Here is a 26,610-nt window from a genome sequence, read left to right as displayed (position 1 = left end):
ATAATTCATAGATTACGTAAAAATTTCATTTTTATTTAAAGCTTTGTAATAGAGTTAAAAATTTTTGGTTCTATTTTATTCTTCTAGCTGGATCTAGTTGTCGTTCAACAAATCCTAATACAACATCCACCATAATTGCCATAAACGCTGTAGGCAATGCTCCTACTAGAATAATAGCGGTGCCATTCGTAGCGTTTGTTCCGCGCGTAATAATATCCCCAAGTCCACCAGCTCCTACAAAAGAACCAATGGCTGTAATCCCTATTGCTACCACAAGAGCATTACGTATACCTGCCATAATCACCGATATTGACAAAGGTAATTCAACTTGTATAAGTAATTGTAAACGTGTCATTCCCATCCCTTTTCCCACATCTAATATATTGCTATCAACTTGCCTCATACCCGTATAAGTATTGGAAATGATAGGTAACAAAGAGTATAAAAATACTGTAACAATCACTGTATTTACTCCCAGTCCTAACCCCAACATAATTATTGATAACATTGCTAAAGAAGGAACTGTTTGAATCACATTGGCTATTCCTATGACCCATTTCGCTAAATTTTTCTTATGCGAAAGAATAATACCTATTGGGACACCGATTATTGCGGCGAATACTACACCATACAGAGAAATAAGAAAATGACGCCAGAATTGAGCTAAAATATAGCTCCCATTTTGAGAAAAGTAGTATAAAAATTGTTCTAAAACATTTAAATTATTCATGGGTTAGACTTCCTTTCTCACCAAAGTAATTATTTTCTCGTAAAAATTTTTTGGCGACTGTCTCAGGTTCGAGTAATTGATCATCGACTTGGAAATTAAGTTGTTGCATTGTTTTAGTATCGATTTTCCCATTCAATGCACTTAATATGTCATCTAGCCCTTCAACTTGCTCAAGCAAATCAAACCCAACAACAATTGAAGCATCGTAAGGAGGGAAAAATTGCAAATCATCTTCTAGTACTACTAAATCATAACTTGCGATTCTTCCATCCGTTGAGTAACCTAGTACCACATCCATTTTTCCTGCATTCACCGCATCATATACTAATCCTATTTGCATTGGATATACTTTTCCAAAATCAAAATCATATTCATCAACAAATCCCTTATAACCATCACCTTTTCGGTCTAGCCAAGAGGTATCCACTCCAGCTGTTAAGTTCCCCGCAACTTTTTTTAAATCACTAATTTTTTTCAATTTATACTTTTTCGCGGTTTCCTGACTTACCATAAAGGCATAACTATTAGCAAAACCATAAGAAGGATACCATTTTTGATTGTAACGATTTTTAAATTCTTTTTGAACGATAGATAAAGCTTTTTTAGGATTTTTTTCAGGCGGCAACTGAAGTGCACCACTCAAATCGGTCCCTGTATAACGTACAGCAGATATTGAAACGTCACCTCGTAACATTGCTTGATGTACGACGGTAGAAGTTCCTAAGTTATTTACCAAGTCAACTTGTACGTCCTCTTTATGATATTCAATCATTTGTTTCACAATGTGAGCTAAAACTTGTGATTCTGATGTAGATAGGCTTGCAATAGATAATGTATTCTTATCGTTTCCACCTGACAATCCAGGTAAACGACAACTACTAAATATAAGAAGACTTCCTAATAGGATGCATACACTTATGGCTTTTTTTAATGGCCTCATTTAGACCACCTCATTTTCTATTACAGGTGTTAGTTTTTCTTCGAGTTTAGCAAAAAAATAATCAGTGATTAAGGCCAATAGTGTAACTGGAATCGTACCGCCGATAATCAATGCAGGTAAATAATTATTCAGACCACTAAAAATAAAATCACCTAGCCCACCAGCCCCAATATAGGAAGCTAGCGTTGCCCAAGCAATCACATAAACAGACGCTAACTTAACACCTGCCATAATCGTTGGTAGTGCATTGGGAATTTCTACTAGAAGAATTTGCTGGCGTGAAGTCATCCCCATCCCTTTTGCAGCATCGACCAAGTCAGTATTGACATTGTTCATTCCAATATATGTGTTACGAAGGATAGGTAATAAGGAATAAATAAACAACGCTACAATGGCAGGTAATTTTCCCACTCCTAAAAAAGGAACCATAAGTGCCAGGAAAGCAAGTGAAGGGATCGTTTGTAAAAGGCTTGCAATCCCCATTATAAAACCAGCAATTCTTTTGGTTCTTGATAATAGAATACCTAGTGGGACCGCCACAATAACTCCTAGTAATAATGAAATAAATGAAATAAATAAGTGTTCTCCTGTTTTCACTAACAATTCTGTCCCGTAATTAAGTAAAAAACTTTCCATTTCAATTATCCTCCTTCACTACGTTATCAGACTCCGTGGCTTGTTCAAGTAATCCTTCAGATCCCCATACAACATCGTACACAATATCTACCAACGTTGCTCTTGTCACTATTCCAACTAATTTTTTATTTTCGTCTACAACAGGGACATATTTTAAGCCTCGTTTTAAAATTTGTCGGACAGTATCACGCAACTTAGAGTTTTTTCGAACAAAGAAGACCTGTGTTTCTATGATATCACCGACACTTGTCGCTGTTTTACGATTCCTATTAAGGGTTTCAAGATCAATAAATCCTTTTAATACAGCTGCATTGTCTACCACTAACAAGGTGTCAACACGTTTTTCTCGCATTAAACCAATTGCTTCGGTTAAAGTTTTTTCAGGTGTGATTGTGATAGCTGTACCTAACATGATTTGTTCAACTGTTGCATCATCTTGTTTAGCTTGAATTAGTCTATCTTCACCAATCAGGTTCTCAACAAATTCATTGGCTGGATTCCTTAATATTTCATCTGGAGTATCGTACTGAACAACTTTCCCATTATCCATTATCATAATACGGTTAGCCAAATTCAAGGCTTCATCCATATCATGTGTCACAAATACGACCGTTTTCCCCATCTTTTCTTGTAATTCTTTGACCAAATCTTGTAACGTTTCTCGTGTAATTGGATCCAACGCTCCAAAAGGTTCATCCATTAGAATAATATCTTGATCGGCTGCTAAAGCTCTGACAACTCCAATTCTTTGTTGTTGTCCGCCAGATAATTGTCCTGGATATCTTTCTAACATTTCACGAGGTAAATTTACTAAATCAATCATTTTTTCAGCAATTCTGTTTCGCTCCTCTTCAGGCCATTTGAGCAACTTTGGTACCATGACAATATTTTCACGAATCGTCATATGTGGCATTAAACCAACATTTTGAATAACATATCCAATTTTTCGTCGTAATTGAACAGGGTCTTTACTTTTTATGTTTTCTCCATTGATTAAAATTTCACCTTCAGTTTGCTCAATCATTCGATTAATCATACGCATTGTCGTTGTTTTACCACTTCCACTTGTCCCAATAAAACAAACAAATTCACCTTTATTTATAGTTAAATTCACATGATCAACGGCGACTTTTCCTCCTTTAAACACTTTAGAAACATTGTTAAATTCAATCATTTTTTTCCTCCTTATTAGACATATCACTAGTACCTTCCTATCAACCCTCTCATAAATAGAACCTTTTTGCAAACGTGACGTTTCTTTTTAACGCCTATAATGAACAGTTTATTCTACTTTGTCATACTATTTATAAAGCAAATATTTTCAATAAGCCGCTTACTTTGTTTCCGTGTGACTTATTTTCCATTACATATAGCTGCTTCCAAAACACTTTTTTTGCCTATTTGGACTAGTCATGATATATATTAAATAACAAAAAGAAAAGGATGGTTTATAGGTATGGATAATAATAAAGAAGTCATCACATCAGGATTAAAAGAAATTGAGGAATTAATTGAAAAAGCAAAGAACTTAGTAAAAGACGGAACAATTGATGAAGCACAATCACAAATTACTGGCTACTTAAAAGATTTAGGTGGACAAGCAGAAGAATTAATAAATAAAGTTAAAGAAACAACACCTGAATTGGTAGACGCTTTAGACGGTATTTTTAATAAAGAAGAAGCGCAAGAAGCAACCGATACCGTTTTAGAAAAAAAAAACAGATAACTTATAATATAACAAAAGAGCTATGACAAAATTTTTGTCATAGCTCTTTTATTTGAATAGACATCATGACAAAAACAACTTATCATCTGCCTACATTGAACCTTTAAACACATGGGAATTTTTTACGAAGTAATCTACTCCTGAATAAATCGTAAAAACTAAACATGCATATAATAATATCGTTGCTACAGGTATGCCAATTCCTTCAAATGGCACATTGTTAATTAATAAAAAGATAATAGCTAACATTTGCGTAGCTGTTTTTACTTTACCAGGCCAAGCAGCTGCCATTACTTCCCCATCTTCAACTAATAATAGACGTAAACCTGTTACAGCTAATTCTCGACAAACAATGATTGCAACAATCCATGCTGGCGCCTTTCCTTGTGCGACTAACATAATAAATGCTGTCATGACCAACATTTTATCCGCCAAAGGATCCGCAAACTTCCCAAAGTTCGTGACTAAACCTTGAGAACGAGCAATTTTCCCATCTAGCCAATCAGTAAGACTTGCAATGGCAAAAATAATCATTGCAACAAATTGTGTCCACGCTACAACTGTACCACCCATTGTAAAACTTCCCCAATCCATTGGAGCTCCTGCAATCACAATAAAAATTGGAATCATAATAATTCTCAATACGGTTAATTTATTTGGTAAATTAATGTTAAACACACCCTTCAATTTTTCAAAAAAACTGTTACTCTTCTGTCTTCTTGTCATACGTCAATGATAAATTCAAGTTTCTCATATCTAAGTTAGAACCCGACTTATTAAAATCTACTTTCTCACCATTAACAAAAACTTCTACTGCATTTGCTGCACCTAGAGTAATCACAGCATTTTCCATACCTTCTGTTAAAGTTGTTTCGACTGTTTGATTGGCTTCTACGGTACCGTTGTACAGGCTTTGACCATTACCATTGATGCCAATCCAACAACGACCTCCTGTACTTTTCACCATTATTTCAGCAGGGTCTTTGTGCGATGCTACTTTGATAGCCAACTCTCTTCCCGCTTCTTCGCCAACTTCAACAGTTGATTGTTTCTCTTCTTTTTCTTTTGACTCACTTGTCTCTTTTTCCTTTTCTTTTGACTCACTTGTTTCTTTTTTGTCAGAAGATTCTTCAAAGCTTCCTTCAACTAAGACGTCACTATTATTTGTTTGAATGACTTGTTTAGGCTTTGCTTCTCTTAACGTTAGCCAGAAAACAGTCGCAATAATTAATAATGATGCCAAACTTAATAAAAGCATTGGCCATTTATCTTTGCTAATATTACTTGTTCGATGTTTTTTACGGTTTAATTCTGTTCTTGAACGTTGGTTTTCTATTACTGCAGTGCTTTTAGACACTCCACCACCGTCATAAACTTCTACTAATTCATCTCCATCTAAACCAACAGCTTGGGCATACTGACGAATAAAATTACGCGCATAATATGTCCCTGGCAGCAATTCAAATTGGTTATCTTCAACTGCTGATAAATACCTTGCTTGAACTTTTGTTATTTTTTGTAAATCTTCGATGGTAATTCCTTTTGATAACCTTGCTTTTCTAAGTCTTTCTCCAATTGTCTCCACGTATTCGTCACCTTCATCCCTTTATACTTTCCAGCCCCCAGTAACAGGTAGCACTGTACCTGTTATATAACCAGCTGAGTTACTCATTAAAAATGTTACAGCTTCTCCTATTTCTTGAGGTGTTGCCATACGATTTAACGGAATCTCTGTCAATAATTCTGTTATTTCTTCTTCCGTCCAATCCGTATTCATCTGTGTGGCTACTGCACCAGGTGCCACTGCATTCACTGTTATGCCTAAACTCGCAACTTCTTGGGCATAGGCTTTTACAAAGGCGTGTTGTCCGCCTTTTATGGTGCTATACATCACTTCCATCGAACTTCCTTGAATGCCATAAACCGACCCTATAAATACAATACGCCCCGCTTGTTGACGACTTAATTTATCTTGTAATTGCTGACAAATTTCAATAGGAAGTTTTAACATAGTTCTCCACAAGTAGTCCATCTGTTCAGGGGTGGTTTCTGTTAATAATTCATAAACGGTTTGCCCATTTGCGACGACAATACCGTCCACATTAAAGACTGCGTTCATAATGTTATCACTGGCATCTTCTTCACTCAAATCTGCCTGTATTAAATAAAAATCTTGTTTTGGATAAGTAGCTTTTAATTGTAATTGAATTTTTTTTATTTTATCTTCGTTACGAAAATAATGTAAATATAAGGACCAACCTTCTGCTGCTAAGGTTGTGGCACAAGCAGCTCCTATATCACCACTTGATCCCAGTATTAACGCATGTTTTGCCATCTTACGACTCCTTATTTTTAGGATAAACGTAAAGTGTGACCATGGTATCTTCTTTAATGAACGATTCTACTACATCATAAATATCTTTTAGTGTAATAGAATTGATCACATTCATCATATCAAACAACGTTGCCTCACCAAAACTATCTTTACTAAATTGGTTGGCAATGTATTCTAATGAATTTAGTGATTGTAAATAATTTCCCATCAGGCGTTTCTTCAATAAAGTTAAACGCTCTTCTGTTAATTCAGGACTATCCTGAGCTGTTAATAATATCTCTTTTAATCTCGTCACTAATGCTTCTGGTTGATCAGTATCTCCACCAAAATCAGCAAAGTAAAACCCTCGATCCATATTGAATTCAAAGCCAAAACTATCGTCGACTAATTCTTCATTGTACATAGTCAAGTAGTTATCAGAGGTTGTCCCTATTAACAATTGGAATAACAACGAAGTCGCTGTTCGTTTACGTAATAACTCATATCCATTAGTAGGTAATTCTTCCATTCCTTTAATTCCTACGTAAGCTTTTGGGCGTGTAACATCTAGATAGATTGTTGATTCTTTAACGATATCCTCAGATGTTTCAACCGGGAATTTGCGTTCAATTGGAGGCATGGCTTCAAATGCTTTACTTGCTTGATTATCTCTAATAAGCGTCATAATAGCTTCTGGATCCATTTTCCCTACTACAAAGAGGTTCATATTACTTGGATGATAAAATGTATGATAACACAAATATAAGTCTTCTGCCGTAATCTCGGCAATACTATCAATGGTCCCAGCAATATCAATATGTAGTGGATGTTTTGGATACATCGCTTGAAGAAGGCCAAAAAACGTACGCCAATTTGGGTCATCATCGTACATTTGAATTTCTTGTCCGATAATACCTTTTTCCTTTTCCACTGTCTCTTCAGTAAAGTAAGGCGCTTGAACAAAATCTAATAAGGTCGTTAAATTTTTCTCTACTTGATCCGTACTTGAGAATAAATAGCTTGTTTTAGTAAAACTTGTAAAAGCATTAGCCGATGCCCCTTGCTTTCCAAATAACTGAAAAACATCTCCATCTTCTTTTTCAAACATCTTATGTTCTAAGAAATGCGCAATCCCATCTGGTACTTTCACAAACTCGTCTTGCCCGATTGGCTTGAACTCTTCATCAATTGATCCATAATCAGTAGTAAATAGGGCATAAGTTTTATGAAATCCCTCTTTTGGTAATAACGTCACTTTCAAACCATTAGGAAGTGTTTCTGTATAAAGGGTTTCATTAATTAATTCATAGACTTTTTTCTCCATTAAGCGACACTCCCTTCCATGAAATAGACTGCTTGTAGTTCAACTTGTTTCGCCATTTGTTGAACGTCCTCTTTAGTCACAGCGTCTAAACGAGTCAACCATTCTTCATCATCAATAGCTGATTGAGGGAATTTTTTAGCTAAATAAAGGGACTCCATACTTGCACTTGGATTATCTTGTGACAAAATAAATTGATTACGTATCATCGCTTTTGTTTGCAACATCTCTTCATCGCTTATTTCACCTTGTCGCATAGCTTCTAATTGTTCACTCACTAACGTTAGGACTTTTTCTTTATTTTGACTATCAATTCCTGTTTGCACCGTCATCATTCCTCTAAAGGTATCGAGTGAACTTGATGCGTAGTATGCCATACTTTCTTTTTCACGAACATTCATAAATAACTTAGAATGGGCAAAGCCGCCAAATATTCCGTTAAACACTTGTAAAGTAAAATAATGCTCATCATGAAAATAACTATCTGTTTGATATGCTAGATTCAATTTACCTTGTTGAACAGGTAACGTCTCTACTTTATCAGTAATCGTCAATTGTCGTTCACGACTATACATCGGATTAACTGAAATTGGCTCACGATCTTCAAATTTGTAAGAAGTTAATAACGATGCAATTTCCTCTTCTTGTACGTCACCTAATACAACAATATCAACTTCGTCTTCTGTTAGTAACTGTTGATAATAGTTATAAAGTTGAGTATTGCCAATCGTTTCTACATCTTCTGCACGTCCAAATCCAGGTGTTTTTTGGGCATCATCTTCTGAAAAATAGAGTGACTGTAAATTAAGTGCTGCTAAGCTCTGTTTGTCATCATAAATTGACTGAATATAAGCTATCAAGTTTTTCTTTTCACGATGAAACGTTTCTTCATCAAACTGACCCTCTTTAGCGTTAGGGTTGAATAAAATATCACGCATAAAAGTAAAACCTTCTGCTAATAACGTATCTTCATTAGGTAAGTATTTAGGATTTACCATTGAAAAGACGGCATTCATGTAATGACGGTTACCCTTTTTACTTGTACCTACCCCCATTTTTGCTCCGTACATATCCGATAATTTCTTACTAATGTCTGTTTGTTGTGGATAATTCAAACTATTTGTTTCTAATAAACTACTTAATAAAGTTCTTAAACTAGCTTTTTCACGTGTTAATTCTGTAGAAAAACGAATCAAGACATGAATAGTTTTATATTTTTTAGTAGGAATTACGTGTAGATTAACATTCTTAGCTAATTCTTTACTCATAAACCATGCCTACCTTTCCGATTAATTATCATACATTCATCTCACAATACTAATGTATTATCTTATTAATCATATCATAAATTAACGCGTTTCTGAATTATTAGCACGGCAAATTAATACATTATTTAAAGATTATTAGGCAAAATTCAAGACTAGTTTAATAATAACGGTTATAATTTATTTGAAATACTTTTTGGGAGGAATTATTTATGATTAAAGAGTTTAAAGATTTTATTACTAAGGGAAATGCGTTTGATTTAGCTATTGGTGTTTTAGTTGGGGGGGCGTTTAATAATATCGTTAAAGCGTTAACGGATAGCGTCTTAACACCACTTGTTTCTTTCTTCATTCGCTTCATTACGGGCAGCAACAGCAACAGCACAAAAATCGAAGGTCTTGCTGTCCCACTTGGTGAAACAGGTTTACGTATTGATTTTGGCGTGTTTATCGGTGCAATTATTCAATTCTTAATTACAATGGTTGTATTATTCTTTATTGTTAAAACAATTAATAAACTACGTGATTTAGGAACAACCGTTCTACCTATCGAAAATGAAACAGAAGAAGAACCTGAACCAACACAAGAAGAATTACTACAAGAAATTGTACAATTACTAAAAAAAGATCATGAGTCAACACCTCATAATGATTAATAAAAAGGGAGACGATAATTATCGCCTCCCTTTTTATTTTATTGTGTAGCTTTTAATAATTTTGAATACTTGTGAACTGTTCCAATCGATACATTACATTGAGCAGCAATTTCACGATAAGTCAATTTTTTCTCGAAATATAAGTGTTTTACTTTTTCAATGACTTCTTCATTCACTCGTGGACGTCCACCAAAATTACCTTTTTCTCTTGCCTTCTTCAATCCACGTTTAGTACGGCTTGCTAAATAATTTTTTTCACGTTCACAAATATCAATTAAATATTCCATAAAATGTTCTTTTTCATTAATAAAGTGTAACGCAATATTTTCTTCAGCTAAACTATCTAACAAACGCTTAAATGCTAAAATATTTAAATCTAGCATATTATAGTCCCAAATATAAATATCTTTTTCATCACCTAGCTTAGACAATAGCTCAATAAAATTTTTCTTTTGATTCAATGGACCTAATACAATTATTTCATAATCCTTAACCAAATCTGAGGATACTTCTTGTTTAAATTCTTCATTTACATATAATTTCATGTTTTTTTCTTCCTTTATTTGAACTTTTATTTAAAAAATATACCAAGTCCAAACGCCCCTCACAACAAAAGGTGACTTAGGGATGCTTAAAACTACTTAAGCATTCCTATAGTCAACTAATATTCAAACATTAATTACATACGTTTTGATTCAAACAATGGACTAACTGGTTTGTTTTCATGGATACGTTTAATCGCATCCCCAATTAATTCACCAACACTTACTTTTTCGATTTTTTCAATCATTTTATCTTCTGGTAAATAGATTGAATCTGTCACAATTACTTTTTCAATAACTGATTGTTCTAATCTTTCTAAAGCTGGTCCTGATAAAACTGGATGTGTACAACAAGCAATAACTTCTGTTGCGCCTTCATCTTTTAATGCTTGAGCAGCTAAAGTAATTGTACCGGCTGTATCAATCATATCATCGATAATGATACATTTTTTACCTTCCACTTTACCAATAATGTTCATTACTTCTGCAACATTGGCTTTTGGTCTTCTTTTATCAATAATCGCAATTGGCGCTTTTAAGAAATCAGCTAATTTACGTGCACGAGTGACACCTCCATGGTCTGGTGATACAACTACGATATCATCGCCTTCGTATCCTTTATCCATAAAATAATCAGCTAATAATGGTGCTGCCATTAAATGATCCACTGGGATATTAAAGAACCCTTGAATTTGAGCAGCGTGTAAATCTAGTGTTAACACACGGTCTGCACCGGCTGCTGTCAACATATCTGCAACTAATTTCGCTGTGATTGGTTCACGAGAACGTGCTTTACGTTCTTGACGAGCATAGCCATAGTAAGGTAGTACAACGTTGATTGTCTTAGCACTTGCACGTTTCAACGCATCCATCATAATCAATAATTCCATTAAATTATCATTTACTGGGAAACTTGTTGATTGAATTAAATAAACATGGTCACCACGAATACTTTCTTCAATATTGATTTGAATTTCTCCATCACTAAATTGTTTCACTGATGATTTACCTAATTCGACACCGATAGCACTTGCGATTTTTTGAGCCAAAGGTTGATTGGAATTCAAAGAAAAGATTTTTAACTTTGGATCAAAGTAATGATTTGTCATGAGGACCTCCGCTTTCTTTTTTAAACTTTATTCATTCTTCTTATTATAGTAGTCATTTTCTATCATAAAATCAAGTGTTTCACAACTATTTTCAACTATTTTTCATTATTTTGAAAAGGGTAATTTATCCGCATAACCAGGTTTGTTGACTTGATGCGCACGAGCGATTGCCATATTTTTACTTGGAACATCTTCAGTAATAGTTGATCCAGCAGCGATATAAGCATTTTTACCCACTTTGACTGGTGCAATCAAGTTAGCGTTACAACCAATAAAGACATCGTCTTCTATGACTGAACGGAATTTATTTTTACCATCGTAATTAACAAATACTGTGCCACAACCAATATTGATGTTTTTTCCTAAATCAGCATCTCCAACATACGTTAGGTGCCCAACTTTTGTTCCTTGATCAATTTTAGCGTTTTTCACTTCTACGAAATTACCGATATGAACATTTTCACCAATTTTTGAATTTGGACGAACATGAGCGTATGGTCCTACATCTGCGCCAGAATAGATAACCGCATTTTTAATCGTTGATGATTGAACCACTACATCATCATGTAATACGCTATCAATAATTTCACTGTTAGCTCCAATGACACATTGAGAACCAATTGTTGTATGTCCTTTTAAGGACACGCCTGCTTCGATTAATGTATCATTACCAATTTCAACATCAACATCAATATAAGTTGCTTCAGGGTTAACAAACGTTACCCCGTTCACCATATGTTGCTCATTGATACGGCGACGCATTGCTGCTGTTGCTACTGCTAAAGCTTTACGATCATTAACACCGATTGATTCAGCAAACTCAGACATTTGGTAAGCGGCTACGATTTCATCTTGAGCTTGTAAAATACCAATGACATCTGGTAGGTAATATTCTTGTTGCTCGTTGTCGTTACCAACTTTTTCTAATGAGTCAAATAACGCTTTATTATCAAAACAGAATGTGCCGGTATTAATTTCTTGAACTAGGCGTTCTTCTTCAGAAGCGTCTTTTTCTTCTACAATTTTCAACACAGCGCCTTGTTCATCACGAATAATACGACCATAAGCAAATGGGTTATCTGCATGTGCAGTTAAGACAGTAGCTTTAGCGCCACTTTTTTCATGTGTTTCAAACAATTCTTGTAATGTCTCAGCACGTAATAAAGGTGTATCACCACAAATAACTAAAGTGGTACCTTCTTTATCTGCTAAAATCTCTTTTGCTTGGATAACAGCATGTCCAGTTCCTAATTGTTCAGATTGTAATGCATATTTGGTACGTTCACCTAAGGTTTCTTTTACCATTTCTGCACCAAATCCAACAATCGTCACCACTTCTTCTGGTGCCAATGTTTCAACTTGTGTTAATACATGATCAACCATTGATTTACCAGCAATCTCATGTAGTACTTTATATTTTTTTGATTTCATACGAGAACCTTGTCCCGCCGCTAAAATAATCGCATAGCGCTTGTTCATTTGTTAATTCCTCCCAAAAGACTATTATTTATCAAAGTAAGTGCCTGGCGTCACACTAATTGTACGCTCGGCAGTATTTACACTATCAACTGATAGCAATGAAATGTAATCTTCCACTACTCTAGGACCTGAATGACGTGTTTCAGCAAAAACTGCTGTACCAGCTAATTCTGCTTCAAATTCTTCAATCAGCCCTTTCATACCATTAACAGTTCCCCCGCCCTTCATGAAATCATCCACGATTAACACGCGAGCCCCACGTTTTAAACTACGCTTTGATAGCTCCATTTTTTCAATACGCTCTGATGAACCTGAAACGTAATTCACACTAACAGTTGAGCCTTCTGTAATTTTAGAATCTCGACGAACAATAACAAATGGCACATTTAAGTTATACGCAACAGCTTGAGCAATAGGCACTCCTTTTGTAGCAACTGTCATCACCGCATCTACTTGTTTATCATAAAATTTTGATGCAATCATCAATCCGACTTTTCTTAAAATATCAGGTGTTCCTAACATATCTGATAAATAGACATAGCCTCCTGGTAGTAATCGATTACTCTCAGACAATTGCTCGCATAATGCTTCAACAATTGTTAATGCATCTGTTTCGGGCATTTTTGGAATAAATCGAACTCCACCTGCTGCGCCTGGTAATGTTTCTAAAATACCAATTCCGCGCTCACTAAATGTTCGCTTGACGATTGTTAGATCTTCACTAATAGAAGATTTTGCTGCACCATATTTTTTTGAAAATGAGGTTAGCGTCACTAACGTATGTGGATGCTCCATTAGATAATACGTCATATCGATCAACCGTTCACTTCTACGAACTTTCATATTTTTACCTCTCCCTTATTTACAAATCAATCGCCCAATCATCAGCCATTAATTTCAATTATCTATCTCATTATACCTTTTTTATATAAAAAAAGGAAAAGAAAGTTCGTCTTTTCCTTGATAAGTATCATTTTTTATTTTCTCTACTTTTTATTAAATTTAGTTGTTAAAAACTTCATCACATTGACTACCATAAAAATAACAATAAACAGCATAGTAATTGTCGCTCCAGCTGGTGTATCCAGTTGATAAGAAGTGACCAAACCACTAAGCATCCCAACTAAACCGACCACTACACTAACGACAATCACTTGTTGAAAACTTCTACCAATTCTCATTGCAATAGCTGCTGGCAACACCATAATAGCTGAAATCAATAAAGCGCCGGCAATTGGAATCATCACAGAAATGGCAATACCTGTTAATACATTAAATAAAACAGACATCAACGTAACAGGCAATCCATCCACATGAGCAGTGTCTTCATCAAACGTCAACACATACATTGGACGTCTAAATAAACTATAGGCTACTATCAATACAACAGCTAAAACCGCTAGTATTACCAACTGTGATTGATTGATTGTCACGATTGAACCAAATAAATATTCATTAATTTTAACACCAGAGCTTCCTTCGCTAAAGCTCATAATAATTAATGCTAAGGCTAAACCACCTGACATTAATATAGCTGTGCTTACCTCAGAATACGTCTGATACATCATTCGCAAGTATTCTAGTAAACAAGCTGCTACTACAACGACCAAAAACGTTGTTAATGTTGGATTAACATTAATCAAGAAACCTAACGCTACACCTGCTAGTGAAACGTGTGATAACGTATCAGCAAGTAATGACTGACGACGAATAACCAAGAATACACCCAACATTGGGGCAATAATCGCCATCAATACTGTTGCCATTAAGGCCATTCTCATGAACGGATATGAAAACATCTCCATCGTGAATCCTCCTTTCGAATTAGTCGGATATGTCGATCAGCGTATTGTTTAATATCCTCGTGATCATGTGTAATCATTAAAATAGCTTTATTATGAACATGCGCATTATGTTGTAATAATTCATAAAAATCACCACGTGACGTTTCATCCATCCCTGTTGTAGGCTCATCTAGTATAAATAAATCTGGATCCGTTGCAAAAACACGTGCTAATGAAATCCGTTGCTTTTGTCCACCTGATAACTCCCCTACTTTTTTGTACCGCATATCCCACATATTAACCGCCATTAACGCACGCTCAACATGTTCATGGTCTTTTTTAGTTAATGGTTTGAACCAACGACCTCTTTGGAACCGACCAGATTGCACCAACTCTAGTACCGTACTTGGAAACCCCGCATTATATGATGCAATTTGTTGTGGAATGTAGCCAATACTTAACGGCTCTCCGTCCACATTCACTTTTGAAATTGTAATTTCTCCAGAAGCTGGCTTTAATAAGCCCAATGTATTTTTTAATAAGGTTGATTTAGCTGCGCCATTTTCACCGGTTAAAATCACAAATTCACCGGAATCAACATGATAAGAAACATTCTCAAGAACAGGTTCCTTACCATAATAGAAGGTTAAATCTTTAACTGTAATATATCTCATCGTGTGCCTCCTTTATCAGCTCGCTTAAAACCGTAATGATTACGTTTTAACCTTAAAATCTTATCATTTTATCGGTTAATCGTCAATCTTTAACACTCAAAAAAAGCAACTTGTAAAAACAAGTTGCTTTTATTATCACTTTTATTTAGCGTAATCGACTGCTCGGGTTTCACGTACAACCGTTACTTTGATATGACCCGGATATTCCAGTTCATCTTCAATACGTTTACGAATTTCACGAACTAATAATGTTGCTTGATCGTCTGAAATTTGATCTGGTTTAACCATGATTCTCACTTCACGACCTGCTTGAACAGCAAAGCTGTAATCAACTCCTTCAAATTCATTAGCGATACCTTCTAAACGTTCTAAACGTTTGATGTAATTCTCTAATGATTCGCTACGAGCACCCGGACGAGCAGCTGATAAAGCATCTGCTGCTGCAACTAATACTGCAATAACTGATGTTGCTTCTGTGTCACCATGATGAGAGGCAATCGCATTAATTACAATTTCAGGCTCTTTGTATTTCTTAGCAAGTTCTACTCCAACTTCAACATGTGAGCCTTCTACTTCACGGTCAATGGCTTTCCCAATATCATGTAAGAAGCCTGCACGTTTAGCCATTTCAACATCTTCACCTAATTCACCAGCTAATACACCCGTTAATTTAGCTACTTCAATTGAATGGTTTAATACATTTTGACCATAACTTGTTCTAAAACGCATACGTCCCATGATTTTAATTAAATCAGGATGCAATGTATGGATACCTACTTCAAATGCTGCATTTTCACCATATTCTCGAATACGTTCATCCATTTCTTTACGCGCTTTATCGACCATTTCTTCGATTCTAGCTGGGTGAATACGTCCATCTTGAATTAATTTTTCAAGTGCCATACGTGCAATTTCACGACGAATTGGATCAAATCCTGATAAAACTACTGCTTCTGGCGTGTCATCAATAATCAAATCAATTCCTGTTAATGTTTCTAAGGTACGAATGTTTCGGCCTTCTCGTCCAATAATACGACCTTTCATCTCATCATTAGGTAACGTTACAACTGACACCGTTGATTCTGATACTTGGTCAGCAGCACATCGTTGCATTGCTAAAGACAGCATATTCTTTGCAATACGATCTGAGTCTTCTTTAACTTTACGCTCATTTTCTTTAACTCTAACAGCTAATTCATGTTCTAATTCTTCTTGTGTTTGCGTCATAATAATATCTTTTGCTTCATTTTTGCTTAATGAGGCAACTTTTTCAAGCTCTAACGCTTTTTGGTTAATTAACTCCTGAACTTCTTGCTCTCGTTCACCTATCAATTGTGTTTTCGAATCTAGTTTCTGTTCTTTTTCTGCCAGTGAATTTTCACGTTGAACTAACGCCTGATCCTTACGATCAATGTTAGCTTCACGTTGTAACAAACGGTTTTCTTGTTCTTTAACTTCGCTTCGGCTTTGTTTCAACTCACTTTCAATTTCTAAACGATACTTTTGATTCTCTTCTTTAGCCTCGATTAACGTTTCTTTCTTCAAAGTTTCAGCTTGACGTTTAGCATTTTCTAAAATACTCTCTGCCGTCACACTGGCATTTTGAATTGCTTTTTGATGATTGTTCTTTGCAATAATCGAACCGATAAGTAGACCAACAATTAACGCGATGATACCGAGAACAATGATTAAAATAAGTGAATTCATTATTCTTTGGCACCTCCGGAAATTTATAGTTGTAACGCAGGTGTACGACCACCTACTAGGTAAGTCTAAAAACTAATAGACTTATACTCTTAATTCTAATATTTATCACAATCAGTGTCAATCAAGAGTAAGTCCTTGACAGCCTTTATTTACAAGTATTTCTAGCAAAAAAGATTATATTTTTTGTAAATTATCTTTTCTAGTACCTTTCACGCACATTTAGTTCGTTAAAGGTATATAATATATTTAGATACTTTAAGAAAGAAGGTTTTTATATGATTAGTAACGACGAAAAGATTAAATGGCTACAGGATATTGTCAAGATTCCCTCAGTAAATGGTAACGAAGAAGCTGTAGCACACTATATTCAGTCGCTACTTGCCTCTCATGGAATCCAATCTGAATTAATCCCTTATGCACCGGGAAGAAGCAGCTTAGTCGCTACTCTTGGTAATGGACAAGGAAAGGTACTGGGACTTACTGGACACATGGATGTTGTTTCTGAAGGAGACCCTGATTTATGGAACTTTCCACCATTTGATGGCATCATAAATGATGGGAAGTTATATGGACGCGGAACCACCGATATGAAGAGTGGGCTTATGGCAATGGTCATTGCCATGATCGAATTAAAAGAACAAAAACACCCATTTAACGGCACAGTAAAACTCCTTGCCACTGTAGGAGAAGAAATAGGTGAATTAGGTTCTGAGCAATTAACTAACCTTGGCTATGCAAATGACTTAGATGGTTTAATTATCGGAGAACCAAGTGGCTATACACTCGTATATGCACATATGGGATCTTTGAACTATTCTGTCACCTCTACAGGAAAAGAAGCGCATAGTTCTATGCCACAACTTGGAAACAATGCTATTAATCATTTATTAACCTTTATGACTAAAGTCAATCAAGAAATGGCTGCTATTACGAAACAATATGTTGACGAAGAACTTGGTCGAACTATTCATAATATTACAGTAATTGAAGGAGGCTCCCAAGTTAATAGTATTCCAGCCTATGCTAAGCTACAAGGTAATATCCGCTCATTACCTGCCTTTGACAATGAGAACATTACTACTTTATTGCGCAATATCATTACAGATTTAAACAAACAATCCGATTTTCATTTAGCTCTTAACATTGATTTCAGTAAAAATCCTGTTAAAGCTAATAAGAACTCGTCCTTAATCAAGGTGATCCAACAACAGTTTAAAGAACCGCTTCCTGTATTAACCCTTGCTGGTACAACTGATGCCGCTGAGTTCACAAAAGCCAATAAAGCATTTGATTTTGTTGTTTTTGGCCCCGGCGTATCAAAAAAAGCCCATCAAGTGGACGAATATGTTGAAATTGATAATTACTTAGACGTGATTGACAAGTACCAAGCTATCATCAAAGATTACCTAAAATAAATAAATAGGCAACGATTGAATAAATCGTTGCCTATTTTAGCATGTAAAGCATCATCAAACCGTTATCTTATCCTTTAAATTCAAATACGTCTTGACGATCATATAGTTTTAATACTTTTTCAAATAGAAATTGACCTAATAAAGCAGCCGCAATTGGAACGACTAACCAACAAATGGCTACTAAAACAATAGATAAGCCATTATCTAAAGAAGCAAGTGGTCCTACCAACCCCACTAAACCAAAACCAGCGGAAGCAGGTGTTCCTGAAATTGAGAATAATGCGACGGGAATAGCTGAAATAATAGCGGTAAACAGACAAGGTAATAAAATAATTGGTTTTCTAAATAAGTTAGGCATCATCATTTTCATTGCACCTAATGCTACGGCAATTGTAACACCTGATTTATTTACTTTCCAAGAATTAACGACTAATACAATAGTGGTTGCCGCAACACCCATAGCAGCGGCACCTGCTGAGACACCACCTAATTGAATCGCCATACCAATCGCTACGGTTGAGATTGGAGAAATAATTAAGAAGGCAAATGAACAAGCAATTAAAATACTCATTAAGATTGGTTGTAACGTCGTAAACGTATTAATTAGGTTACCGATTGCTGTGGTTAACTTTGTTACATAAGGTAGTAACCACACACCAATTATCCCTGCACCACAACCAACTACAATAGGTGTAGCGACAATTGAAACAGAACCAAATTTATTTCCAATTAATAAAATCAACCCTACTGCCAATGCTGCTGTGATCATCGTATTAATAATATCACCTGTACCTGCACCAATATAAGCACCTGCATCTGGATTAAATTTCACAACGCCCGAACCTACAAACGATGCACCACCCGTTACCATCATTTGCATTGGGTTCAAACCAAATTGCATGGCCACCAATGCGCCAATAATTAACGGCGTACCAATTTGGAAAATCACAGCAACTTGTGTCAACGTAACCGCAAACACATTGTCTCCAAAGAATTTTAAAATGGCTGCTAATACAGCGTTTGGAATCAACCCTACGATAATCCCTGTTGCTGTACCAGCTAAAACTTTATTCAAATAAACTTTTGGACTTAATTCTTCATTATTATTCATCACTATTTCCCCCATCTACCAACAATACTATTTTTTAACTAATTATTATTTTGCTCCTAAAATTTGTTCCTTAACATGAACTAGTTGTGTTAAGAAAGTACAATATGGTGTTGCAATATCATATTTCAACCCTTTACGAGCCACTGCACCATTAATATAATCAATTTCCGTCAAACGATTATTTGTAATTAAATCTTGATGCATTGAAGGAAAGTGCTCTCCAATTGTTTCACGGTTATAACATCCTTTAATTTGTGCTAAGACTTCTGGTACATCTAGGACTACACCTTCTACTTTAGCAACAGCTGCAAATTCACTTACAATAGCTTCTACAATAGCATCGGCTTCTTGTGTTTCACCAAAACCAGCCATGTTTACATCTAAAATAGTACACAGACCGTTCATTGTGCCATTCACACAAGCTTTTTTATAAATGGAATAAAGAATATTATCTGCATATTTAGCGTTTAATCCTGCTTCTGTTAAAACTTCAGCGACTTCTTTAGCAATTCCTTCTTGTCCAGGTGCTAAATTTTGTAAATCCACACTACCATTACCAAATAATTTCACTTCACCAGGACCTACCATACCAGCCGTCCACATAGTGTTCCCTAATAAGATGTTATTTAGCGGTACATATTTCTCAATCACTTCTTCATGTCCGATACCATTTAACAAACATAACACTTTAGTTTCATTATGTAATAAAGATTTAATGGATTGCATCATACCATCTAATTGCATCGCTTTAGTGAAAACGATCACTAAATCAGCATCGAAATTCACATCTAAATGATCTTTATGAAAAGCTTTTAACTCAGCAACAACTTCTTCCCCGTTAAAATTAGCTTTTAAACCATTTTCATTGATTGCTTTAATATGGTCTTCCCAGCCGTCGACTAGTATTACTTCATTACCTGATTGGTGTAGCATTAAACCAAAACGGCTTCCCATTGCTCCTGCACCTGCAATAATAATTTTCATTTATATTCCTCCATAACGTTTGTGATTCCTTTAACAATTAATATTGTAATATACTTCACAAAGTTTTTCTTTGTATATTAGATTTTTCTAATCATTTAACCTATATAACGTTTGTTTTATAAAATATCCGTATCAAAAAATACATTTCTTTAAACTTACACTCTTGTTTTCACAATAAGTGTACAACACTCTTCTACTTAGTTACTTTCAACTTAAATGAGAGTTTTCTCATTTTTTTGTTCAACTAATATGCCACAATAATCATTTCACTCAAATAACCACCCCTTTCTTTGAACTATTAAGTAAAATTTTACTATAACAAAACCTTGATGCTATCTCAATAATGATAATCAAATAATCCATGTATACAATCAAAACCTCCAGTGTGAACTGGAGGTTTGCTCTGCGGCTGAAAGCCTCTTTTACCGGCCTGGGCCTAAAAGGCCTACCGATTGGTCTCCCTTTTGCACCACACTTACTCACTGATTCTTAAAGAATCACTTTATTTTCTCTTATTTTTTTGTCCTGTAAACGGATCGTATTCTTCGAATAAGGTTAATTGATCCGCTACATAATCTTCCGTTATTTGATTTCTAATATATTCTTCTATCTGTTTTTTATTTCGACCTACCGTATCTACATAATATCCTCTACACCAAAATTTTCTATTCCCATAACGATATTTCAACTCGGCATGTCTATCGAATATCATTAAACTACTTTTTCCTTTTAAATATCCTATAAATTCCGAGACACTCGTTTTTGGTGGAATACTTACCAACATATGGATATGATCTTTACATGCGTTAGCTTCAATAATTTCTACACCTTTTCTGTCACATAATGCTCTTAATATTTCTCCGATACTTTTTTTATACTTCCCATATATGATTTGGCGTCGATATTTCGGTGCAAATACTATATGATACTTACATTTCCAGGTTCTATGTGATAAACTTTGATTGTCTTTTCTCATAAAAGACACCTCCTAAATGATTTGATGTTGTGGTCGGGAAACCAACTTTATCTTATCATTTTAGGAGTTTTTTTTTGTTACCACGCTGGAAGCTCCCTGAACCACCCGCATAGCAGGTGGTTTTCAAAACATATAAAAAAAAACAGGACAGAAAAAATTCTGTCCTGTAAGTCGTTTTAAATTTTATTGTTTAACAACATTAGTTGCTTGTGGGCCACGATCTGATGACTCAACGTCAAATGTTACTGCTTGACCTTCTTCTAATGATTTGAACCCTTCACCTTGAATAGCTGAAAAATGTACAAATACATCTTCTCCGCCTTCGCGAGTAATAAAACCAAAACCTTTTTCTGCGTTAAACCATTTCACTGTTCCTGTTTCCATAATTCTGTTGTTCCTCCTGTAAATTACATCCTTGTAATTCATATGTATTTTAGCCTAACTAATACTAATCAAGCTATAATTATATATTAAATGAAACCGTTATCAATTGCAAGTAATAAACTCAATAATTAATCAATAATGCCTTCTTCTCTCATACTCAAGTAGCGAATATCACCTATAACCAGATGGTCAAGCAATTCAATTCCCATTATTTTACCACATTCGATGATTCGTTTAGTAAAATCAACATCTTGTTGTGACACATTAGGATTGCCTGATGGATGATTGTGCGCCAGTATAAATCTTGCCGCTGCACATTTTACCGCTACACGATAGATTTCTCTTGGATGGGCAATACTTTGATTAAGTGTCCCTTTAAATATAACTTCTTTTTTTATCATTTGATTTTTTGTATTTAGGTAAATAACTATCAAATGTTCTTGACGCCAATCTTTCATTTCATCAATTAATTCATGACCTAACGCATGACTAGAAACCACTTGCCCTAATTTTATTTGATTAGATTTTGCAATACGATATCCTAATTCTATTGCCGCTTGTATCTCCATCGCTTTGACTTTCCCCACGCCAGAAATCAATTGTAATTCTTCTATACTCGCTTCTTTTAAATCAAATAAGGTCTTAAAATGATTGATTACTTCCTCTGAAAGTTCTAAAACACTTTGTTTTTTTGTCCCTGTTCTCAATAAAATCGCTAATAACTCTTTGATAGTCAGATTTTCAACACCTACCTCTAGGCAACGTTCTCTAGGTAACCCCATTAATTCATTTTCAGTAATTAACACACATCATGCCCCCTTTCATATATATTACGCAAAAAAATGTTTTTTCAGTTTATAGTCCCATAAAAAATCCCACTTTAGTATGATGTCATATCACAGGTGTTGGATGATAATAAAGAAAGCAAGAAAACATAAAGAACAGGGGTGGCACGATAATGAAAAAAGGCATGATGATTTTTGTTGGAGTATTGGTAATAGCAGGCGGTGCAATAGGAGGATATTATAAAAAAAATTATACAGGAGAACCCTATTATGCACTAATCAATAAAGAACCTATCCAAGTAGAAAATGTCTATGATACAGAAGGCGTTCTTCAAGATAAAGAATATCGTTATGAATTAGAGGCAGTTAATGATAAAGGGGAAGAAAAAAACATCCCCTTCAGTTCATTCGGACGTTCATTGACGCAAAATAAATATTTACTACTAGAATATAATGAGCAAAAAGGTGTATTAAGATGGCATGAAGTCATGAAAAAAGATCTCCCTACTGAAGTTGAAAAACAATTACATTAAAACGAAAAAACGGCTCTATAATAAATAGGACTGATGAAGGTTTATTCCTTCTTCAGCCCTATTTTTGTATTTAATCTTAAAAAAACATATCGCCTTTTGTTAAAATTAAGTTACCACACAAAACAAACAAAAGGAGCGATATGCTATGATTAATGATATCAAAAAAATTTATGGAATTGAAGACTCTAATCTAACAATTTCTAGTGTTTCCGAAGGAACCTATCGTAATAAGCCTGCGAAAATTATAAAAGCTAGCTATAAACCTAAAACGATAGCTTGCCCTAATTGTGACTCTTCTCCAAGAGAATGCGACGGCAAGTACGTTATTGTTAAGAATGGTTCTAAAGAAGTAGAGATTCTATTAACACATGAGAACACAGGAATTGTCTCTATGAAGCTATCTAAGCAACGCTATCGTTGTCGCAACTGTAATAAGCACTGGACTGCTCAAATTGATTTAGTTAAACCTTGTCACAATGTTTCAAGGATAATTGAAGGCAAAATTATTGAGTTATTAGGTGAAAGAATATCTCTAAAACTAATTGCTAAATTATGTAGTGTTTCAATAAGTAAAGTGATTCAGGTATTAAAATCGTTAGAAATTTACCTTCCTAGTCCAAAAAACCGTTGGTTGCCTGAGGTTTTAATGGTTGATGAATTCCGTTCGCATACAGCCATAGAAGACTCTATGAGTTTTATTTGTGCTGATGGCAATTCAGGGCGATTAGTAGAAATATTGGAAAGTAGACGATTAAATTATCTCATGCCTCACTTTAATGGTTATCCAGATGAAGAACGTTTTAAAGTAAAATACCTTGTGACAGATATGAATGCAGCTTATTTCCAATTAGTGAAGGATATCTTTCCAAATGCTGAATTAATCATTGATCGTTTTCATATTGTTAAACATTTGAATGAAGCCTTTAATAGTTTCAGAGTACGGGAAATGAAAAAACTCAAGGCATCGGGACATAAAGTAGAAGCAAGTAAACTTAAGAAAAATTGGCGCTTCCTACTTAAAAATAGATTAGACATTAATATCTCTGAATACAAAAGATGGCCGAGCTTTCGGTCAAATAAGTATCCTTATTTGACCGAACAGATGATGATTGATCGGTTATTAGATTTTTCCGAACCTCTAAAATTAGCCTATGGCTACTTCCATGATTTATTAGATTCATTTAGAAGAAAAGAATATGAACGATTCTTTGAATTATTGAATACTTTACCAGAAGAATTAGATGAAGAGTTTAAAGGACAAGTACAAAACCTAATACGTCATCAAGAAGGAATTACCAATGCTTTAATACATCCCTATTCAAATGGGAAGATTGAAGCAAAGAATACACACATCAAAACATTAAAACGAGTTTCTTATGGATTCAAATCTTTCAGCAATATGAGGATTAGAATCTTTTTAACCGAAGGTTTGATAGAAGTTAATCATTAAATAACAAAAAACCATGAAATCAGAGAATATTTTCCCCAATTTCATGGTTGGCTAAAATTACTCATCAGTCCAATTTGACAAAGAGCCGAAAAAACGTTTAGAAAGATCACTCTTTCTAAACGTTTTATTTTATTCAAAATAAGTTATCATCTCCATTAAATGACTCGAAATGACCATCGCTTTTTCTTCCATCTCTTCATTAGGTTGAATCAAATCAGGAATAACTACCACATCTACTCCCGCTGCATAAGCAGCACGTACGCCATTTAAAGAATCTTCCAACATCAAACATTGGCTAGGAGCAAGTTCTAACATTAACACTGCCTTTTCCACAATTTCAGGATCTGGCTTGGCACGTTTCACATCTTCGGCACAGACAATTCCTTTAAAAAAATGGCTAATCCCAGCTTTTTCTGTTAATAAGTTAATAAACTTACGTAAATTACTCGAACCCACCACACATGGAACCTTTTGTTCAGCTAAAAATGTTAACAACTCACGGGCACCTGGTTTTAGAGGAACTTTTCCACTAGCAAATATTTTTTCCACTTGCTCATGTCCTTCTTTAATAAACGCCTCCATCTGTTGATTATCCACCTGTGGAAAATCACGACGATACGTCGCATAGCATTCTTCATCTGATAAGCCGACTACTGACATCAAATAATCATGCGTCATCCCATTAATACCATAATTGGGTGCTATCTTAACATTCACATCCATATAAACCTTTTCTGTATCAAACAATAAACCATCCATATCGAAAATAACACCTTGATATTTTTTCATTCCTCATCCTCCGTTATATACGCTCTTACTTGCGAAATAAAATAAAGTGAACCTGTTACTAATAAGACATCATCTGGTGATAATTCTTTTTTTAATTGTGTAAAGGCTAATTTCCAATCAACATGTCGTTGACTTATTGGAAACTTATCCACATAAGCAGTCATTGGTACCGCTGTTGGATAATCAAATGTCGTCACATGCAACCGCTCCTCAACTACTTCTTCAAGCATCTCTAACATACTCGAAATATCTTTTGTATTAATTGCAGCAAATAAAATCGTCACTTGTTTATTACTAAAATCTTGACGAATATTGTCTACTAGCGTCCGCACCGCTGGCTCATTATGAGCCCCATCGATTACGATTAAAGGATTATTTGACATAATTTCCATTCGTCCTGGCCACGTCACTTGATGAAAGCCCTCTTGTATAGCCTCTTTCTCAACAGATACCTCTAACTTAGAAGCAATGGTTAAATACGTCATTAACGCCACCGCAGCATTATGAAATTGATGGTGTCCCATTAAAGGCTGTTTGAGAACATATTGATGCGTTTTATACGTAAATTCAAAGATATTATTACCTAATTCATTGTAGGTATAATCTTTTCCTAACACATATAAAGGAGAATTTTTTATTTGAGCAGTCCGCTCCATCACTGCTTGCGCTTCTTCAGGTAGCTGACCCACAATAGCCGGGGCAGCTGACTTTATGATTCCTGCTTTTTGAGTGGCGATTGCTTCTAAACTATTCCCCAAAATATCCATATGGTCAAAACCAATCGTCGTAATCGCTGTCGCTAATGGTTCTACAATGACATTGGTTGAGTCGAGTAAACCACCTAAGCCAACTTCGACTAACGCGACATCAACTTCTTGCTCTTTAAAATATAAAAACATCAAGACCGTAATCAATTCAAATTCGGTAATCCCGGCAATTTCCAGTTCTTTGTCCATCTCCTCAACCACAGGCTTCACTTGTTCAACCAACGCTACCAACATTTCATTGCTAATCGGATGTTGATTAATACTCATACGCTCGTTAAAGGCAGTAATAAATGGAGACGTAAAGGTCCCTACTTTCAACCCTTGTGCTTCTAATAGCCCTCTTAAAAAAGCGACTGTCGAACCTTTCCCGTTTGTTCCTCCTATATGAACAATAGGGAGTCCAACATGTGGATTCCCTATTCGTTCTAATAAAGTTTCAACGCGGATAAGTCCCGGACGTGAGCCGAATTTCAAACGATGGTGAATCCACTCTAAAGTTTCTTCATACGTCATGACTTTCCCTACTTTCTACT

Annotated in this window: 28 protein-coding genes; 5 read left to right on the top strand and 23 right to left on the bottom strand. The window is 35.1% G+C overall.

Translation table 11 applies throughout. The features are described from left to right. Positions 1-70 precede the first annotated feature (70 nt). From E4Z98_RS01675 to E4Z98_RS01660, 4 genes are read right to left on the bottom strand one after another with little or no spacing between them, the layout of a single operon-like run. Positions 71-730 carry an ABC transporter permease gene (locus E4Z98_RS01675; RefSeq protein WP_135254936.1) on the bottom strand — a complete coding sequence of 220 codons (660 nt, stop codon included), beginning with the start codon at positions 728-730 and terminating at the stop codon, positions 71-73. Continuing rightward, the gene (locus tag E4Z98_RS01670; protein WP_135254935.1) at positions 723-1,670 is read right to left on the bottom strand and encodes an osmoprotectant ABC transporter substrate-binding protein; all 948 of its coding nucleotides are present in this window, start codon (positions 1,668-1,670) and stop codon (positions 723-725) included. The genes E4Z98_RS01675 and E4Z98_RS01670 overlap by 8 nt, the downstream gene beginning before the upstream one ends. Next, positions 1,671-2,306: an ABC transporter permease gene (locus tag E4Z98_RS01665; protein ID WP_135254934.1), complete on the bottom strand. Its 636-nt coding sequence runs from the start codon at positions 2,304-2,306 to the stop codon at positions 1,671-1,673. It lies immediately after the preceding gene. A 1-nt stretch (position 2,307) separates the two neighbouring features. Further along, positions 2,308-3,480 carry a betaine/proline/choline family ABC transporter ATP-binding protein gene (locus E4Z98_RS01660; protein ID WP_135254933.1) on the bottom strand — a complete coding sequence of 391 codons (1,173 nt, stop codon included), beginning with the start codon at positions 3,478-3,480 and terminating at the stop codon, positions 2,308-2,310. A gap of 282 nt (positions 3,481-3,762) precedes the next feature. Here E4Z98_RS01660 and E4Z98_RS01655 point away from each other — a divergent pair, with 282 nt between their 5' ends. Continuing rightward, complete coding sequence (locus E4Z98_RS01655; RefSeq protein WP_135961158.1) at positions 3,763-4,032, top strand: hypothetical protein; 270 nt, start codon at positions 3,763-3,765, stop codon at positions 4,030-4,032. A 90-nt stretch (positions 4,033-4,122) separates the two neighbouring features. On the opposite strand, the gene pgsA is transcribed toward E4Z98_RS01655, so the two are convergent. Genes pgsA through yfmF form a run of 5 tightly spaced genes read right to left on the bottom strand, consistent with a single transcriptional unit; the run spans position 4,123 to position 8,935 of the window. Then, positions 4,123-4,701, bottom strand: a complete 579-nt coding sequence (gene pgsA / locus E4Z98_RS01650) for a CDP-diacylglycerol--glycerol-3-phosphate 3-phosphatidyltransferase (RefSeq protein ID WP_135254991.1) — start codon at positions 4,699-4,701, stop codon at positions 4,123-4,125. A 34-nt stretch (positions 4,702-4,735) separates the two neighbouring features. After that, positions 4,736-5,617 (bottom strand): helix-turn-helix domain-containing protein, encoded by an 882-nt coding sequence (locus E4Z98_RS01645; protein ID WP_135254931.1) that lies wholly within the window; start codon positions 5,615-5,617, stop codon positions 4,736-4,738. A 21-nt stretch (positions 5,618-5,638) separates the two neighbouring features. Next, positions 5,639-6,367 (bottom strand): elongation factor P 5-aminopentanone reductase, encoded by a 729-nt coding sequence (gene ymfI / locus E4Z98_RS01640; protein WP_135254930.1) that lies wholly within the window; start codon positions 6,365-6,367, stop codon positions 5,639-5,641. 1 nt (position 6,368) lies between these two features. Then, positions 6,369-7,670: an EF-P 5-aminopentanol modification-associated protein YfmH gene (yfmH, locus tag E4Z98_RS01635; RefSeq protein WP_135254929.1), complete on the bottom strand. Its 1,302-nt coding sequence runs from the start codon at positions 7,668-7,670 to the stop codon at positions 6,369-6,371. Next, positions 7,670-8,935 (bottom strand): EF-P 5-aminopentanol modification-associated protein YfmF, encoded by a 1,266-nt coding sequence (gene yfmF / locus E4Z98_RS01630; protein ID WP_135254928.1) that lies wholly within the window; start codon positions 8,933-8,935, stop codon positions 7,670-7,672. Before yfmF ends, yfmH begins: the two co-directional genes overlap by 1 nt. 209 nt (positions 8,936-9,144) lie before the next feature. Between yfmF and mscL the strand changes: the two genes are divergently transcribed. Next, on the top strand, positions 9,145-9,588 hold the full coding sequence (mscL, locus tag E4Z98_RS01625) for a large conductance mechanosensitive channel protein MscL (RefSeq protein ID WP_135254927.1): 444 nt from the start codon (positions 9,145-9,147) through the stop codon (positions 9,586-9,588). Between the two features lie 38 nt (positions 9,589-9,626). On the opposite strand, the gene E4Z98_RS01620 is transcribed toward mscL, so the two are convergent. The 7 genes from E4Z98_RS01620 to rny form a co-directional block, all read right to left on the bottom strand. Further along, positions 9,627-10,133 carry a serine integrase family protein gene (locus tag E4Z98_RS01620; RefSeq protein ID WP_135254926.1) on the bottom strand — a complete coding sequence of 169 codons (507 nt, stop codon included), beginning with the start codon at positions 10,131-10,133 and terminating at the stop codon, positions 9,627-9,629. Between the two features lie 134 nt (positions 10,134-10,267). After that, on the bottom strand, positions 10,268-11,239 hold the full coding sequence (locus E4Z98_RS01615; protein ID WP_135254925.1) for a ribose-phosphate diphosphokinase: 972 nt from the start codon (positions 11,237-11,239) through the stop codon (positions 10,268-10,270). A gap of 105 nt (positions 11,240-11,344) precedes the next feature. Next, a complete protein-coding gene (glmU, locus tag E4Z98_RS01610; protein ID WP_135254924.1) occupies positions 11,345-12,718 on the bottom strand; it encodes a bifunctional UDP-N-acetylglucosamine diphosphorylase/glucosamine-1-phosphate N-acetyltransferase GlmU in 1,374 nt (457 codons plus the stop codon). 24 nt (positions 12,719-12,742) lie between these two features. After that, entirely contained in the window at positions 12,743-13,561 is an 819-nt protein-coding gene (gene purR / locus E4Z98_RS01605; RefSeq protein WP_135254923.1) for a pur operon repressor, read from the bottom strand. Positions 13,562-13,704: 143 nt separating this feature from the next. Next, a complete protein-coding gene (locus E4Z98_RS01600; protein WP_135254922.1) occupies positions 13,705-14,523 on the bottom strand; it encodes a metal ABC transporter permease in 819 nt (272 codons plus the stop codon). Next, positions 14,496-15,176 carry a metal ABC transporter ATP-binding protein gene (locus tag E4Z98_RS01595; RefSeq protein ID WP_135254921.1) on the bottom strand — a complete coding sequence of 227 codons (681 nt, stop codon included), beginning with the start codon at positions 15,174-15,176 and terminating at the stop codon, positions 14,496-14,498. Before E4Z98_RS01595 ends, E4Z98_RS01600 begins: the two co-directional genes overlap by 28 nt. Positions 15,177-15,317: 141 nt before the next feature. Continuing rightward, the gene (gene rny, locus E4Z98_RS01590) at positions 15,318-16,883 is read right to left on the bottom strand and encodes a ribonuclease Y (protein ID WP_135254920.1); all 1,566 of its coding nucleotides are present in this window, start codon (positions 16,881-16,883) and stop codon (positions 15,318-15,320) included. 278 nt (positions 16,884-17,161) lie between these two features. Between rny and E4Z98_RS01585 the strand changes: the two genes are divergently transcribed. Next, a complete protein-coding gene (locus tag E4Z98_RS01585; protein WP_135254990.1) occupies positions 17,162-18,298 on the top strand; it encodes an ArgE/DapE family deacylase in 1,137 nt (378 codons plus the stop codon). 67 nt (positions 18,299-18,365) lie between these two features. Here the strand turns inward: E4Z98_RS01585 and E4Z98_RS01580 are convergent, their stop codons facing one another. From E4Z98_RS01580 to radC, 5 genes are all read right to left on the bottom strand, one after another. Continuing rightward, complete coding sequence (locus E4Z98_RS01580; RefSeq protein ID WP_135254919.1) at positions 18,366-19,409, bottom strand: PTS sugar transporter subunit IIC; 1,044 nt, start codon at positions 19,407-19,409, stop codon at positions 18,366-18,368. A 45-nt stretch (positions 19,410-19,454) separates the two neighbouring features. Further along, positions 19,455-20,393, bottom strand: a complete 939-nt coding sequence (locus E4Z98_RS01575) for a 2-dehydropantoate 2-reductase (protein WP_135254918.1) — start codon at positions 20,391-20,393, stop codon at positions 19,455-19,457. A 502-nt stretch (positions 20,394-20,895) separates the two neighbouring features. Then, positions 20,896-21,369, bottom strand: coding sequence for an IS200/IS605 family transposase (gene tnpA, locus E4Z98_RS01570; RefSeq protein ID WP_135961157.1), 474 nt, complete (start codon positions 21,367-21,369; stop codon positions 20,896-20,898). A 183-nt stretch (positions 21,370-21,552) separates the two neighbouring features. Continuing rightward, the gene (locus E4Z98_RS01565) at positions 21,553-21,753 is read right to left on the bottom strand and encodes a cold-shock protein (RefSeq protein ID WP_135254426.1); all 201 of its coding nucleotides are present in this window, start codon (positions 21,751-21,753) and stop codon (positions 21,553-21,555) included. A 128-nt stretch (positions 21,754-21,881) separates the two neighbouring features. Continuing rightward, the gene (radC, locus tag E4Z98_RS01560; protein WP_135254428.1) at positions 21,882-22,535 is read right to left on the bottom strand and encodes a RadC family protein; all 654 of its coding nucleotides are present in this window, start codon (positions 22,533-22,535) and stop codon (positions 21,882-21,884) included. A gap of 176 nt (positions 22,536-22,711) precedes the next feature. Between radC and E4Z98_RS01555 the strand changes: the two genes are divergently transcribed. Further along, positions 22,712-23,071 carry a YxeA family protein gene (locus E4Z98_RS01555; RefSeq protein WP_135254427.1) on the top strand — a complete coding sequence of 120 codons (360 nt, stop codon included), beginning with the start codon at positions 22,712-22,714 and terminating at the stop codon, positions 23,069-23,071. Positions 23,072-23,216: 145 nt separating this feature from the next. Next, a complete protein-coding gene (locus E4Z98_RS01550) occupies positions 23,217-24,521 on the top strand; it encodes an ISL3 family transposase (protein ID WP_135961156.1) in 1,305 nt (434 codons plus the stop codon). Between the two features lie 129 nt (positions 24,522-24,650). Here E4Z98_RS01550 and E4Z98_RS01545 read toward each other — a convergent pair whose 3' ends face one another. Both E4Z98_RS01545 and E4Z98_RS01540 read right to left on the bottom strand, forming a co-directional pair. After that, entirely contained in the window at positions 24,651-25,310 is a 660-nt protein-coding gene (locus E4Z98_RS01545) for an HAD family hydrolase (protein ID WP_135254181.1), read from the bottom strand. Further along, positions 25,307-26,590 carry a bifunctional folylpolyglutamate synthase/dihydrofolate synthase gene (locus tag E4Z98_RS01540; protein ID WP_135254182.1) on the bottom strand — a complete coding sequence of 428 codons (1,284 nt, stop codon included), beginning with the start codon at positions 26,588-26,590 and terminating at the stop codon, positions 25,307-25,309. The genes E4Z98_RS01545 and E4Z98_RS01540 overlap by 4 nt, the downstream gene beginning before the upstream one ends. Between the last annotated feature and the right edge of the window lie 20 nt (positions 26,591-26,610).

Origin of the sequence: Vagococcus xieshaowenii (assembly GCF_004792515.1) — a bacterium.
Lineage (GTDB): Bacteria > Bacillota > Bacilli > Lactobacillales > Vagococcaceae > Vagococcus_A > Vagococcus_A xieshaowenii.
The sequence above is the reverse complement of the archived record's forward strand: the minus strand, read 5'-3'. Positions and strand labels throughout refer to the sequence as shown.

Bases quoted from the DNA above. Each gene is read 5' to 3' on its own strand.
- E4Z98_RS01675 (WP_135254936.1), bottom strand. From the start codon at position 730: ATGAATAATTTAAATGTTTTAGAACAATTTTTATACTACTTTTCTCAA.
- E4Z98_RS01670 (WP_135254935.1), bottom strand. From the start codon at position 1,670: ATGAGGCCATTAAAAAAAGCCATAAGTGTATGCATCCTATTAGGAAGT.
- E4Z98_RS01665 (WP_135254934.1), bottom strand. From the start codon at position 2,306: ATGGAAAGTTTTTTACTTAATTACGGGACAGAATTGTTAGTGAAAACA.
- E4Z98_RS01660 (WP_135254933.1), bottom strand. From the start codon at position 3,480: ATGATTGAATTTAACAATGTTTCTAAAGTGTTTAAAGGAGGAAAAGTC.
- E4Z98_RS01655 (WP_135961158.1), top strand. From the start codon at position 3,763: ATGGATAATAATAAAGAAGTCATCACATCAGGATTAAAAGAAATTGAG.
- ymfI (WP_135254930.1), bottom strand. From the start codon at position 6,367: ATGGCAAAACATGCGTTAATACTGGGATCAAGTGGTGATATAGGAGCT.
- yfmH (WP_135254929.1), bottom strand. From the start codon at position 7,670: ATGGAGAAAAAAGTCTATGAATTAATTAATGAAACCCTTTATACAGAA.
- yfmF (WP_135254928.1), bottom strand. From the start codon at position 8,935: ATGAGTAAAGAATTAGCTAAGAATGTTAATCTACACGTAATTCCTACT.
- mscL (WP_135254927.1), top strand. From the start codon at position 9,145: ATGATTAAAGAGTTTAAAGATTTTATTACTAAGGGAAATGCGTTTGAT.
- E4Z98_RS01620 (WP_135254926.1), bottom strand. From the start codon at position 10,133: ATGAAATTATATGTAAATGAAGAATTTAAACAAGAAGTATCCTCAGAT.
- E4Z98_RS01615 (WP_135254925.1), bottom strand. From the start codon at position 11,239: ATGACAAATCATTACTTTGATCCAAAGTTAAAAATCTTTTCTTTGAAT.
- glmU (WP_135254924.1), bottom strand. From the start codon at position 12,718: ATGAACAAGCGCTATGCGATTATTTTAGCGGCGGGACAAGGTTCTCGT.
- purR (WP_135254923.1), bottom strand. From the start codon at position 13,561: ATGAAAGTTCGTAGAAGTGAACGGTTGATCGATATGACGTATTATCTA.
- E4Z98_RS01600 (WP_135254922.1), bottom strand. From the start codon at position 14,523: ATGGAGATGTTTTCATATCCGTTCATGAGAATGGCCTTAATGGCAACA.
- E4Z98_RS01595 (WP_135254921.1), bottom strand. From the start codon at position 15,176: ATGAGATATATTACAGTTAAAGATTTAACCTTCTATTATGGTAAGGAA.
- rny (WP_135254920.1), bottom strand. From the start codon at position 16,883: ATGAATTCACTTATTTTAATCATTGTTCTCGGTATCATCGCGTTAATT.
- E4Z98_RS01580 (WP_135254919.1), bottom strand. From the start codon at position 19,409: ATGAATAATAATGAAGAATTAAGTCCAAAAGTTTATTTGAATAAAGTT.
- E4Z98_RS01575 (WP_135254918.1), bottom strand. From the start codon at position 20,393: ATGAAAATTATTATTGCAGGTGCAGGAGCAATGGGAAGCCGTTTTGGT.
- tnpA (WP_135961157.1), bottom strand. From the start codon at position 21,369: ATGAGAAAAGACAATCAAAGTTTATCACATAGAACCTGGAAATGTAAG.
- E4Z98_RS01565 (WP_135254426.1), bottom strand. From the start codon at position 21,753: ATGGAAACAGGAACAGTGAAATGGTTTAACGCAGAAAAAGGTTTTGGT.
- radC (WP_135254428.1), bottom strand. From the start codon at position 22,535: ATGGGGTTACCTAGAGAACGTTGCCTAGAGGTAGGTGTTGAAAATCTG.
- E4Z98_RS01555 (WP_135254427.1), top strand. From the start codon at position 22,712: ATGAAAAAAGGCATGATGATTTTTGTTGGAGTATTGGTAATAGCAGGC.
- E4Z98_RS01550 (WP_135961156.1), top strand. From the start codon at position 23,217: ATGATTAATGATATCAAAAAAATTTATGGAATTGAAGACTCTAATCTA.
- E4Z98_RS01545 (WP_135254181.1), bottom strand. From the start codon at position 25,310: ATGAAAAAATATCAAGGTGTTATTTTCGATATGGATGGTTTATTGTTT.
- E4Z98_RS01540 (WP_135254182.1), bottom strand. From the start codon at position 26,590: ATGACGTATGAAGAAACTTTAGAGTGGATTCACCATCGTTTGAAATTC.